The 12,191-nt window shown below is 44.5% G+C and carries 11 protein-coding genes; 3 read left to right on the top strand and 8 right to left on the bottom strand.

What is annotated here, in order from left to right:
• Positions 1 to 217: 217 nt before the first annotated feature.
• Positions 218 to 631, top strand: a complete 414-nt coding sequence (locus RFF05_RS12990; protein ID WP_409967492.1) for a MarR family winged helix-turn-helix transcriptional regulator — start codon at positions 218 to 220, stop codon at positions 629 to 631.
• A gap of 9 nt (positions 632 to 640) precedes the next feature.
• On the top strand, positions 641 to 1,405 hold the full coding sequence (locus RFF05_RS12985; protein ID WP_409967491.1) for a sulfite exporter TauE/SafE family protein: 765 nt from the start codon (positions 641 to 643) through the stop codon (positions 1,403 to 1,405).
• A gap of 266 nt (positions 1,406 to 1,671) precedes the next feature.
• On the opposite strand, the gene RFF05_RS12980 is transcribed toward RFF05_RS12985, so the two are convergent.
• The 7 genes from RFF05_RS12980 to RFF05_RS12950 all read right to left on the bottom strand — a co-directional run bounded on the left by RFF05_RS12980 (position 1,672) and on the right by RFF05_RS12950 (position 8,683).
• Entirely contained in the window at positions 1,672 to 2,571 is a 900-nt protein-coding gene (locus tag RFF05_RS12980; protein ID WP_409967433.1) for an IS3 family transposase, read from the bottom strand.
• Positions 2,522 to 2,848: a transposase gene (locus tag RFF05_RS12975; protein ID WP_409967432.1), complete on the bottom strand. Its 327-nt coding sequence runs from the start codon at positions 2,846 to 2,848 to the stop codon at positions 2,522 to 2,524. The genes RFF05_RS12980 and RFF05_RS12975 overlap by 50 nt, the downstream gene beginning before the upstream one ends.
• A 335-nt stretch (positions 2,849 to 3,183) precedes the next feature.
• A complete protein-coding gene (locus tag RFF05_RS12970; protein ID WP_409966964.1) occupies positions 3,184 to 4,554 on the bottom strand; it encodes an IS4 family transposase in 1,371 nt (456 codons plus the stop codon).
• A gap of 545 nt (positions 4,555 to 5,099) precedes the next feature.
• Positions 5,100 to 5,423 (bottom strand): type II toxin-antitoxin system RelE family toxin, encoded by a 324-nt coding sequence (locus RFF05_RS12965; protein WP_409967490.1) that lies wholly within the window; start codon positions 5,421 to 5,423, stop codon positions 5,100 to 5,102.
• On the bottom strand, positions 5,420 to 5,743 hold the full coding sequence (locus RFF05_RS12960) for a type II toxin-antitoxin system Phd/YefM family antitoxin (protein ID WP_409967489.1): 324 nt from the start codon (positions 5,741 to 5,743) through the stop codon (positions 5,420 to 5,422). The genes RFF05_RS12965 and RFF05_RS12960 overlap by 4 nt, the downstream gene beginning before the upstream one ends.
• Positions 5,744 to 5,877: 134 nt before the next feature.
• Positions 5,878 to 7,242, bottom strand: a complete 1,365-nt coding sequence (locus tag RFF05_RS12955) for a hypothetical protein (protein ID WP_409967488.1) — start codon at positions 7,240 to 7,242, stop codon at positions 5,878 to 5,880.
• 52 nt (positions 7,243 to 7,294) lie between these two features.
• Positions 7,295 to 8,683 carry an ATP-binding protein gene (locus RFF05_RS12950; RefSeq protein WP_409967487.1) on the bottom strand — a complete coding sequence of 463 codons (1,389 nt, stop codon included), beginning with the start codon at positions 8,681 to 8,683 and terminating at the stop codon, positions 7,295 to 7,297.
• Between the two features lie 385 nt (positions 8,684 to 9,068).
• Here RFF05_RS12950 and RFF05_RS12945 point away from each other — a divergent pair, with 385 nt between their 5' ends.
• On the top strand, positions 9,069 to 10,349 hold the full coding sequence (locus RFF05_RS12945) for an RNA-binding domain-containing protein (protein ID WP_409967486.1): 1,281 nt from the start codon (positions 9,069 to 9,071) through the stop codon (positions 10,347 to 10,349).
• A gap of 471 nt (positions 10,350 to 10,820) precedes the next feature.
• Here RFF05_RS12945 and RFF05_RS12940 read toward each other — a convergent pair whose 3' ends face one another.
• Positions 10,821 to 12,143, bottom strand: coding sequence for a leucine-rich repeat domain-containing protein (locus RFF05_RS12940; RefSeq protein ID WP_409967485.1), 1,323 nt, complete (start codon positions 12,141 to 12,143; stop codon positions 10,821 to 10,823).
• Positions 12,144 to 12,191: the final 48 nt, after the last annotated feature.

Here is a 12,191-nt window from a genome sequence, read left to right as displayed (position 1 = left end):
AAAGTGCTGCCATCGCTCTATCAAGACTATACAAAAGAGAAGCTAATCGTTGCAAAAAAGTAACGATTAAAACTATAAAACCCGACAAGTCTTGACTTGTCGGGTTTTGGCATGGCGCTATCTTTTGGGTCGTTTTGTGCAGAGTTTTAAAACCCTTGACATTTGTTCTGAATAGAACTATAATAAGTTCTATTCAGAACTAAGGTTGGTGCTTTATATGGTAGAGACACGAGAAGTTTTTCATCGGATTAACATCAAGCGCAAGGAATATTTCAATGAACTTTTAGATGTATATGACTTAACTTTTATGGAGCTTGAGATTCTGGCTTTTTTGGATGGTGAGCCAGACAGCAATACATTTACGCAGATTATGAAAGCGAAGGACTATGCCAAATCCCACGTTTCAACCGCCATCAACCATCTGGCGAACTGTGGGTATTTGGAAAAAATCGGTGCAAGCACCAATAAAAAAGTGTACCGCTTGCATCTGCTAGAAAAAAGTGCGCCTGTTCTGCAGGGCTACTATCTCTGCGTACAAGCCTTTCAAACACAAGCCTTCGCTGGCATCACAGACGCAGACCTGCAATTGTTCAATCAAGTCATCCATCAAATCAATCAAAATTTACGCTAGGAGAACACCATGACAACCATCCTCGTTTGTATCATCGCTGGCTTAGGTGCTGGCTTAGGCACTGGCTTTGCCGGTATGAGTGCAGCTGCCGTCATCTCACCCATGTTGGTGACATTTTTAGATGTCAATGCCTTTGAAGCCATCGGCACCGCCTTGGCATCGGATATATTGGCCAGCGCTGTATCTGCCTATACCTATGGCAAAAATAAAAATATCGACATCAAAGGTAGTAAATCCCTATTTATCAGTGTGTTGCTATTCACCCTCATCGGAGCCTTTGTTGCCCATTTGGTGCCATCGACCACCATGGGCAATATGACCGTGTATGCTACCTTGCTTATGGGTGTCAACTTCTTGATGAAGTCCTTCAAAGAGGAAAAGCCCAAGGAAAATCGTAAACTTGAGGGTACCATTGGACGCATTGCACCGATTCTGTGCGGTATGGTCATCGGCTTTATCTGTGGTTTCATCGGCGCAGGTGGTGGCATTATGATGCTGATTCTCTTGACCACGATATTGGGCTACGAGCTAAAAACCGCAGTGGGTACCAGTGTGTTCATCATGACCTTTACCGCTCTAGTAGGCGCCACCTCCCACTTTACAATGCAAGGCTCTATGCCTACCCCTGTTATTTTCATCACCTGTGTCTTATCCACCTTGTTTTTCGCCCGTCTTGGGGCAAAATTTGCCAACAAAGCAGAACCAAAGGCGCTAAATCGTGCTGTGGGTATTGTCCTCTCTGTCATCGGCGTGGTGATGATTGGATTTGCCTAAAATACGCTCATATTCCATAAAATTCGTCCTTTCCGTCTGGTTACATCATCGGCACTCTATAATGGTCCCCCTGTCAAGACCACTTCCTCAAAATTTATCGTGAACACAACAACCTATTTTGCTTCCTGAGCCAAGCCTGGTTGTGGTTACCTCCAGGGTAGCCGCCCGAAGGGTTGCCTTGACCGACTGGGTCAGGCTGGTACAATGGGAAAGGCGAGGGGAACGGCCTCCGCCTACAACCCACGACCTCCCGTCGCCACCAGTCCTCAACCAGCCTGTGCCAGACTGTCAAGGTGGTTGGTTGGCGTTGTGAAGGCTGCCCCATACACGGCCTCTGGAGTCTGATTTCCCAGTGCTTGATGGGGTCTGAAGGTGTTGTACTGCTTGATATAATTTCCAATTCCACGGCGCAATACCCTAGGATTTTGATACTCGTTGAGGTAAATTTCCTCGGTTTTCAGGCTACGGAACCACCGCTCAATCATGATATTATCCGCCCAACGGGACTTACCATCCATGCTTTGGACAATGTGATTTGCCTTCAAAAACCCCTTATATTGGGAGCTTGTGAACTGACATCCTTGGTCAGAATTGAGAAAAGCGGGGGTGCCGTGGCTAGAAATTGCGCGCTGGACAGCGGCGATGACGTTATCTGTGTCCAGCGTATCGGACAGACTCCAGCCCACAATCAGACGGCTATACCAGTCGATAATCGCCGTCAAATACATGTGCCCGTGGTGCATTTTGATGTAAGTGATGTCGATTGACCACACTTGATTCGGGAACGAGACAACCTTATTTCTCAGCAAATATGGTACGATAGACTCTTTAAAGTTGCGTTTTGAGAGATTTGCCTTGGGATAGAGAGCATGAATTCCCATCTCGCACATCAGTCGCCTAACCAGCTTGCGACCCACAAAAATCTGGTCGGTGGCCAGCTTGGTCACCAGCTTTCGAGAGCCGATGTAGGGCATTTGGGTGTGCCAGTAGTCGATGCGTGCCATGATGTGCTCCCGCCAGCGCTTGGCCTCCTGGTCGACCTCCACAGGCTGGTAGTAGACCTGCCCTCGGGGCAGACCCAGCAGCTCACATTGACGGCGGATGGACAGGTCTGCGTCAGTCCTGAGGGAACTTGGGGACGGGGATGCCGCAGTCCCGAAAGGCACCCTGAATAAAGTCTCGCTCCAGTGTCAATTGGCCGATGGTGCGGAGCATCTGCTCCTTCTCTTTTTTCAGGGCAACCTCCTTCCGATGTGCTTCTTTGACCTGCTTTTTCTCATCGAAAACCTGACTGGCATTGGATATAAATTCCTTCTTCCAGTTGCGAATCATGTTGGGATTAACCCCCTGCTCGGCAGCGATAACGTTTAATTCCTTCTCACCCTGGAGGACTTCTAGGACGATCTTGGCCTTATATTCGGCGCTGTAACTGCTTCGTGGCATGATATGTTCTCCTCTCGTTTATCGTTTTTGATATTGTATCACGTTCACGATAATTTTTCGAGTGCTGGTTTGGTTTCTAGGGTCCATTATACTCATTATATATTGACAGTATATGATAAAATCGAGGGATGTTCAATCCAATAGTTCACCCTGCTCCCGTTGCCACTGGCAGGCACGCACCTTCTTCTACCACAAAGGGGCTGTGACGAAATCAATGTCATTAAGTTAAGCTATTGAAACGCAAGAACAGCTAATAAAAAATCATCGGAATCTAAAAATGCGCAGGACAAGCAAGCAGATTTTTCAATCTGCTTGCTTGTCCTTATAACGTGGCATTACGCCAAGCGATAGAAAAAAGAGGTGTCGGTTCTGGGGTTCGTGTTGCGTCGCTTGCGTGGGTTTGAGGGCAAATTTCGCATGGGTGTTAGGTTTTTTGCGATGCAGGCTTCAACTTCGGCGACGGGTACATTCTTCCCAAAGAATTTACGACAAATTTGAGTGGCAACAGCGAAATTTATTTGATAAACCCGCTTTCTGGTAACTTTTTTTACAGCAATGCACGAGGTTATCAACTGTGTAAAATTGTATATAATCAACTTGGCGAAGATTTCTTGAAGAAGAAGCTTCGTCTTTTTGCTGTGAAAATACAGCAATCCGACGGTGAATTTCAAAGAGCGGAAGGACGTTTCGATACCCCATCGCTTGGCGTACAAATCCTTGAGGGCAGCAGAATCAAATTCACTTTTATCCAAATTTGTGGCAACCGTTTCGTAAGAATTTTCAGAAAGTTTAAAGCAAACGAGGCGAATATGTAACGGATATGGCTCGATTTTTTCATTTTTCTTTGTTTTGCAGGGTAAAAAATCAAATGGTGAACTATGGGCGATAAATTTCAGGTTTTGATTTTTGGCTTGCGCTGTTTGCTTGCGTGAAATGTGTAGCGTCAGTGAAACGTCAAACTCCTCACCAACAGGCAAAGATAATCCGTGACAAATACCGTTGCGTGAAGCAGAATCCTTCACTCTGACAAGGAATTTTTGCCCTCTTTCTTGCACATGAGCGAAATTATTGTACGATTCGTAGCCTCTATCAGCAATGTAAATGGTGGGTACTTTTGATTGATTACGTGCCACCATGGTGGCAAAGGCCTTGTTTTCACCCTTTTCAACCGTTGCATCCACGTAGGTTTTGCGCAAAATATCGTACATGGCGTTGAGGTGCAAAAGGTTAAAAGGCTTGGAGTCATTGGCCTTTTGATGGTAAGAATCCACTTCCTTTGGGTTGGTGGGAACGTGCAAACTAGAGCCATCCACAGCCAAAAGGCGGTAGCCACGGTGGGTGATGGGTTGGTTTGTTTCGGCAACAAATTGGTGGAATAAATCCTCGAAGGCAGTTGATTTGATTTTGTTTCGTTGTTGCACAAAAGCGGATACTGTAGGTGAGGATGAATGTATGCCGAATTGTTCGGATAATTCCCCATATAGTGTTTTTCCTGTGAGAGATAAGGTTGTTTCAATTACTTTTTCAAATGGTAACTTCCTATTTCGGGTGAAGTCTTTTTCTGGATTTTCAGCATATTTTACAGCGTTTTGCGAAAGGGCTTTTATGGATTTTTTTAGTGTTCTTTTTATGTTTTTTGTTGTGAATGTCATGTGTGCATCTCCTTTGTTATCAGCGTTATGCTCAATAACAAGGGTCGCCTTCATTGACTTTGGTCAATGAAGGCGACCGCACATTTTTTTGTAATTGTCAAGCTTTTTTTAAAAGGTTCTGGGTGTTTTTCTTGTAGCACCCAGGCTTATCTTAATGACATTGGTGACGAAATAGTCTCAAAAAAGCAAGAGCCTTGCGCTGAAAATCAGTGCAACGCTCTTGTTTTTTGGTATAATTGAATTGATCAAAAAACAAATTATCGTAGTCAATTATCGCACAAAATCGCAGTGGTACGCAATTGCACGCAAAAGATGTGGCTTAGATTGCGCTAAAAACAGAAAAGTTTTCCACATTTGGGCGATAGCCTAGCTTTGCTATGCCCAAAATTAAGAATATTACGATTATTTTTAGCATATTTTATAATATTTCCCTTGATATGCACGTAAAAAGAGGCTGCGGCGAAAATTTTATTTCGTCACAGCCTCTTTCTTGTAGTTGAAATTTGGGTGTTTCCGCTATACCCCATCACTATCTCCCAAGGGGTAAGCACTCGACACAAAAGCGGCAGAGTCTTTCGCGAAAGGCTCTGCCGCTTTTATTATAAATCGTGTTTCACACATCGCGCAAGCTCGTACACTTCATCATCGGCTCTAGCACCAATCACAACCACCAACATAGACGTTTTGGTTTGAATGAGCTTGTAGACAATGCGCAACCCTGCATCCCGCAATTTCACTTTATAAAAGCCTGCCAAATTGGAAGTGCCCTTATTTCCAAGGGGCTTTCCATACCCACCGTCATAGACGGAAACTGGGTTTTGTTGCACCTTTTTAATGGCTTTCGCCACAAGGATACGCTGATTGCCAGCCAAATTGCTTAAATCCTTCTGCGCTTCTGGAAGAAACTCTAAATCCCAATTCATTCAAACGCAACCTCATGGCAGTTTTCCAAATCTACATCGCTGATACCAAGGTTACGGAACACTTCATCCCCAGAAATCACGGTATTGGGGTTGTAATGGGTCATGCGTTCACTGGCCACTTGGAGCAATCTAGCGTCATTCACTTCCTCCATCAACTGGATATATTCGTCTGGAGAAAGCAACACACATTCTGCGGTATTATTTTTCATAACCACCTTTGCACCAGAAGTTTTCACTTCTTCGAAAATCTTCCCTGCAAAACCTCGGTTGAATAAGGAAATGGAGATTGTATTTTTAATGGCGTTGGTCATATCCATCATAGTCAGCCCCCCCTTTACATAGCTTCACATTATCACAGGTCAGTATAAATGTCAATAAATTTACTGATGTTTTTATTGTTTCATAGATTGGTTATATCTATACTATGCTGTTTTGTATCGTTTATCTCATCACTTCAAACCTTCTTCTCCACTCGCCCCAGCTCCTCTTGCAAGGCACGGCGACGTGGGTAGGTACAACGCAGGTCTACAATTACCTTTTTCGCTTCTCCTTTGCCACCGCAATCAATTAGAGTATCAATCAACTGACACACATAGCGATACTGCCCACGATTATCAGCCGTTTTACAGATGGAACGGATTTTGTCTCCCATCAACGGATGCACCACCTCTGGCGCATAACGCCCCAACACTGGACCGTATTCCAATATGGCACTATCTGCCCGTTCCACCACCAACGGCAATAGCCGTGACCACGCCTGTTCTTCTTTCAAAATCTGCATATATGTGGATGTATTTAAGGTTTTCGCCCAAGTTTCCAGTAAATCTGGGTAGACATCTTCCCATGTTCCATCCGCTTGGTGCAAATTTTTCAGCAATTCATAAGCGGTAAAATTGCCACAGGCCAAGTTTTCCATCGCCCATTGCTTCTGCCCTTCCACATCTTTGGTGGCTTCATACACCGCCAACAACCGCTCCCACCACACACGATTCCAATGGTATGATTGCTGGCCATCTTTGTGGGTGACTTCTCGGCAGAGCTTCACGGCAAAGGCATAGTCTTTCTGGGCAAAGGCTTTCTCATAGGCTTTTGTGCGAAAGGCTTCTATATCCAAGCGAGACAGTAGGTAGGCTTGGGCAGCCGCTTCGCCCTCCAACTGTTGCTTCATAGCAAGGCGCACCAGTGGTTCGTCTGATTTAGCAGACCACTCAAACCGTGGCGCCATTCGCTCCAAAAGTGTTTCCAATTGGGGTGCATTTTCTATGGTAAGCAAAGGGCAAAGAAACTCCAACAGTTCATAATTGGTTCCACCCCAACCGTCAAACACCTTGTCTTCTGCCAAGGCAAGGCCTTGGTTGAAGACGGTTTCCTTCTCCTGTGTCGTGCCATAGTTCGCAACCATTTGACAACACCGCTCCAGCAATTCTAACACTTCGCCTGTGGTCTCCCCCAAACAACCAGAGCTAGAATCCGCTTCCGATGCCAATACCATACAAGTTTTCAGCAAGTGCAAACCCATGGCGTAAGCCACCATATACCGCTTTTGGTCAATGCGATTGTGCGCCATTTGGACGTACTCTTGCAAACCATAGCAAATCTCATCACAATTTCTTTCACTGATGAAATCACGATAGGTATGGCTAGTGATCAGCTGGGCAATGTCCTCTTGCATCTCCACCACTTCGCCGTCCACAGGCCGAGAAAACCGTGTTAGAAGTCCTCGGTACAAGTCCTTGTCAAACTCTGTGTACTGCTCTAAATAAGCAATCAAATCCTCTTTTGACACCTTTTTTAGCAATTCTTTCAATGTTTTTGGCATAGGGGCTGCCTCCTTTTTAAAGAGCAAGGGCTCTACCAATAGCGTTTTTGTACTATCTCACCATATCGGCATAGGCAATCAACGTGACATTATCCAACTCCGCTGCTTTATCTGTACAACCTTTGGTAAACCCATTTTTTGAAAATAGGTAGTAGTGCTTCTTCTCATAGTGGAACAACTGGCTCCGCTCTATCAGTGTCTCAAGCACGTCTAAATCCACCTTCTCATTTGTCCATTTACATTCAGCAAACAGAGCGGTATCGTGGTCAGATACCCCCATGATATCGATTTCTTCCTGGCTCTTTTTCTTGGGATTGTTCCCCCACCAACGACCTAAATCTGTAAAATCAACTGGTGCATTTCCGCTGAGTAATACATCCCAAAGATACTGCTTGCAAATTTCTTCAAAAATACCGCCCATATATGCTGAAAGGTGCGGTTCAATCCGATGATAAGCCAGCTCGCTAGCGCCTCTGACAATCATAGACTGATAGCCAGGCACAAAGCGATACCAAAACCGAAACATGTTATCTTCCAACGAATAAATGGTCTTTCGGGTGGTTTTTTCTTTAAAAGGCATTTCTTTTTTCACAATACCCAGCGCTATCAAGTTCTTGATATAGGCCGCACAAACGCTACTTTCCTCCCCGACTTTTGAGGAGATTTCAGACAGCTTCGTATATCCAGTTGCAATGGCTGTGATAATGGCATTATAAATCGCCGCTTCTCGCACCTCTTGTTTCAGCAGGTTGGTGGGCTCCTCAAAAACAAAAGAGGTCGGGTTTAAAAACGTATTTTTGATATTATCCTCTATAGATTGGGTGTCATCAAGTTGTAGCAAATACTGAGGCGTGCCACCCATCATGCCATAAGCCAAGGCTTTGTCCATGATCGAAAAGTTTTTGAAATATGCACAGGACTCTCGAAATGTGAAGGGCTGAATTTTAAACTGTGCGGTTCTGCGCCCATAGAGCGGTGCTTTATAGGCCAGAACATTGTCCTCCATATAGGACATGGATGACCCACAGAGAATTAAAAATAGATTAGAATGATCCTTGTGTTGGTCAATGAGCATTTGGAGCGTAGACGCAAGGCTTTTGGTCGCTCTGGCTACATATGGGTACTCATCAATGACCAAAACTAGCCGTTCCTTTTGGGCAAGAGCAAACACATACTCAAGCGCCGATTGAAAGCTAGTAAAGGAGGTATCCACTTCAATACCCTTTTCATAACTCAAAATATTCCGGCTGAAGTTTTCCAAATTTTGCTTTGCATTGGTCTCCACGCCAGTGAAATAAATTGCCTTTTTGTCCTTAATAAACTCACTGATAAGGGCAGTCTTGCCAATACGACGACGGCCGTATATAACAGCAAACTGAAATGTATCCCTACTATATAATTGATTAAGCGTAGCCAGCTCGTTTTTTCTTCCTAAAAACATAAGCACCCCTCCTGCATCAAACGTGCATTGCAATTGATAAAATAGTAGCACACCCAGCTCGCAAAGTCAATAACTAAGTTATGATTTAGTAATTTTAACCTTAATTGTTTCGAATTTGGCCCTGTCGAAATAGTTTACCATATTATGATTTTTGTCAATGTGGTGTTTAGCAATCGATAGGTTTATAAAAAGCTTGCCACTAACACAGGAGGCCACAGAACAGCACTTGGTACAATTTGCGATATTGCTGTTGATATTGGCGTGCAATTATGTGATATTTCCAAATAACAACGCCGCTCTGACATAATTCTCTTGCTTTCTATCGCAATTCATGTTACTATCAGTGATAGAAAGATAGAATATGATAGTAAGGAGTTGATGCTTCATGTTTGAAGAAACCGAACGAGTAGAATTGAAGGAGATATATATTCCAGAAATCAAGAAAGAGGTTATTGCATTTGCCAATACCTACGGCGGTATTGTGTATATCGGCGTGACAGATGATGGACAAGTGGTTGGTGTTGCCAATACGGATGAGACCTTGCTTCAATTAACCAATGCTTTACGAGATAGCATTCGCCCAGATGTGACAATGTTCACCCAAACGGAACTGCTCTATCACGGTGAGAAAGCCATCATTAAATTAACGGTCTGCGAGGGCACCCGAAAGCCTTATTATCTTGGCGACAAGGGTCTGAAGCCCAGTGGTGTCTATGTGCGCCAAGGGGCATCTTCTGCGCCCGCTTCCGAAGATGCTATTCGCAATATGATTAAACTATCGGACGGTGACTCCTTCGAAAATCATCGTTCTCTGGAGCAAGCATTAAGCTTTGATACCCTGGCAACTGAAATGCAAACACGAAACATCGAGTTTGGTGAGGTTCAGAAACAAAATCTTGGTATCGTTACCTCAGATGGCCTCTATACCAACCTTGGGCTGTTGGTATCAAACCAATGCAAACACTCCATTAAAGTGGCTATTTTCCAAGGCACAGATAAATCGATATTCCGTGATCGCCACGAATTCGGTGGCTCGGTATTTCAGCAATTAACAGATGCCTATCAGTGCGTTGATTTCTACAATGCTACCAAAGCCACCTTTGAAGGTCTGCTCCGTGTGGATAGTCGCGATTACCCTGTGGATGCCATCCGTGAAGCGTTACTCAATGCCATCATCCACCGTGATTATAGTTTCAGTGGTAGCATTGCCATCAACATTTATAGTGATAAACTGGAGATTATTTCTCTTGGTGGTTTGGTTTCTGGGCTGTCCATTGATGCCATCATGATGGGTGCCTCCCAGCCTCGGAACGAAAAATTAGCCGCTCTATTCTATCGCATGAAATTGATAGAATCCTACGGCATTGGCATCGGCAAAATGATGAGTGCCTACGGCGCATATCCCATCAAACCCAGCTTTGATACTGTGCAAGGCGCTTTCCGTGTGACCTTACCCAACGTGAATGCTACAACTATGACCACCCGTGAAAGTCATCAGCAAGTGATGGACTATCTAGCCACCCATGATGCCATTAGCCGTGCCCAGGTAGAGGTTCTCCTAAACGTAAAGATGACCCGTGCCAATGCTATTATCAAGGAAATGTTGGAACTAGGATATATAAAAAAATCAGGCGAGGGCAAAAACACGGTGTATTGTACTTGCTGAAGATGTTCGTATCGTATTCGCTACAAGAAGCACGCAGAACTTGTGTAAAACCTTTGCATACAGTAAAAGTGATATAAAATGGATATTTTCATCCATTTCATATCACTTTTTATCATGGTGTGAATTTGACCATCATCCCCCAACACGCCACTATCTCCCAAGGGGTAAGCTTAATCAGTAATATACCGCCTCATAACATGGCGGCATAAGCTTACTTTTGGGGTAGTGTCAGCTTCCCCCTATCATCCCCCAACATAACTCGCTCTGGACGTCAGGTACCACGATTTTCACTCATTGCCTTGGCTATTCTATACGACCTTTCTTAGTATTGACCAGACCGAAACAACCATCTCAATTTTGAGGACACTGCATCCAAAGAGGGAGGCTCTCACCATATCGGTGAGAGCCTCCCTCTTTAATCACAAGAACTTTAAAACCACCAGTCAAACACATTCTAAAATTCCCACATTATTACTCACATGTTTCATAAACAACAACCTCGGCATCGCAACCATCAAAAGCATACGAGCAGTCATCTTCCCAAATAGGTCTCACGCTTTCTGGGATTTCGATTGTTTTCAAATTTGTGCATCCGATGAAGAGAAACCGACCGAGCGTTGCAATGGTTTCAGGCAGTCGGATTCGCTCCAAAGATGTGCAATTCTGAAAGACTTCCATTTCCATACATTTCAAATTCGCAGACAACACCACATCCTTCAGGCTTGTGCAGCCTTCAAAAACACCGCCGCCCAAATACCGCACAGTGTCAGCCATCATCACTGTTTTCAGTGCAATGCAATCGTAAAATGCATCTTCCATGATGTATTCTACACCTTCGGGAATTTCAATTTCTTCCAAAGCCGCACACTCCAGAAATGCATTGGCTTCGATGCGTTTTAAAGATGCTGGCAATGTGACACTATGCAGGCTATCGCATCCAGCGAAGGTATATTCGTCAATAACCGTGATGCCATCTGGGATACAAATGGTTTCTAGCGCAGTGCAATCACAAAATGCGCCTCTCCCAATAGCGGTAACGGTGCTAGGCAATTGCACAGAAACCACTGTTTGACAATCTCTAAATGCTTTTCCTCCGATTTCTGTGACACCTTCTGGCACAATCACCTCTGTCTCAGCATTGGTATAGTTTTTCAAAACCCCATCCGTAATGACAAACCCCATTTGTACGTTCTCCACCAACTCCACCAAACTGGCCATGCGCTGTGCATAATCGGTGCCCCATTCTCCACGGGTGCGGTTGGTTGCTAGGGAGTGTTTGATGAAATCATATCCATCCAGCAAGCATTCCACAAATGTTGGGCAAGTGTTGGGGTGCTTTTTGCAAAATGCAAATGCACCTGCGGCTTGGAAAATCTCCAAGGCATCTAGCAAGCCTTCTGTACTTTCATAGCCGTGCCCCATCATATGACGACCAGCACACGCTTTCAGCCCACCGCAAAACACCGTTTCAAACTCTGGGATGGACTCTTTGTCAATGCACCCTTGCTCCAACATGTAAATCAACATGGCCACAGTGTAATAAGTTGGCATGTAGAAAAATTCAACACGCGCATCGGAAGGCATGCTCCGAGGATCTTGCAGACCCCAAAAAGTCATAGTGGGATCTTTGGGGAGTGGCAAACCAGTGGCCACCACAGACTGGGCATAATCCATGCAACCCTCTTTGGATACATCTTCTTGAATCAAAGTTTGGAAATCCATTTTCAGCTTGGTAACGATGGTTTGCATCTCTTGGCAGTTGACCTCTGTGGGGCGATAAAAAGTGTGTTTCATATGGTGTGTTCTCCTTTGTTTTTTGTTGTAACCATATACTATCACACA

The organism is Bengtsoniella intestinalis (genome assembly GCF_039719005.1).
GTDB classification, from domain to species: Bacteria; Bacillota; Clostridia; order Oscillospirales; family Oscillospiraceae; genus Oscillibacter; species Oscillibacter intestinalis.
The sequence above is the reverse complement of the archived record's forward strand: the minus strand, read 5'-3'. Positions and strand labels throughout refer to the sequence as shown.

Bases quoted from the DNA above. Each gene is read 5' to 3' on its own strand.
- RFF05_RS12990 (WP_409967492.1), top strand. From the start codon at position 218: ATGGTAGAGACACGAGAAGTTTTTCATCGGATTAACATCAAGCGCAAG.
- RFF05_RS12985 (WP_409967491.1), top strand. From the start codon at position 641: ATGACAACCATCCTCGTTTGTATCATCGCTGGCTTAGGTGCTGGCTTA.
- RFF05_RS12975 (WP_409967432.1), bottom strand. From the start codon at position 2,848: ATGCCACGAAGCAGTTACAGCGCCGAATATAAGGCCAAGATCGTCCTA.
- RFF05_RS12970 (WP_409966964.1), bottom strand. From the start codon at position 4,554: ATGAAGGCGACCCTTGTTATTGAGCATAACGCTGATAACAAAGGAGAT.
- RFF05_RS12965 (WP_409967490.1), bottom strand. From the start codon at position 5,423: ATGAATTGGGATTTAGAGTTTCTTCCAGAAGCGCAGAAGGATTTAAGC.
- RFF05_RS12960 (WP_409967489.1), bottom strand. From the start codon at position 5,743: ATGATGGATATGACCAACGCCATTAAAAATACAATCTCCATTTCCTTA.
- RFF05_RS12955 (WP_409967488.1), bottom strand. From the start codon at position 7,242: ATGCCAAAAACATTGAAAGAATTGCTAAAAAAGGTGTCAAAAGAGGAT.
- RFF05_RS12950 (WP_409967487.1), bottom strand. From the start codon at position 8,683: ATGTTTTTAGGAAGAAAAAACGAGCTGGCTACGCTTAATCAATTATAT.
- RFF05_RS12945 (WP_409967486.1), top strand. From the start codon at position 9,069: ATGTTTGAAGAAACCGAACGAGTAGAATTGAAGGAGATATATATTCCA.
- RFF05_RS12940 (WP_409967485.1), bottom strand. From the start codon at position 12,143: ATGAAACACACTTTTTATCGCCCCACAGAGGTCAACTGCCAAGAGATG.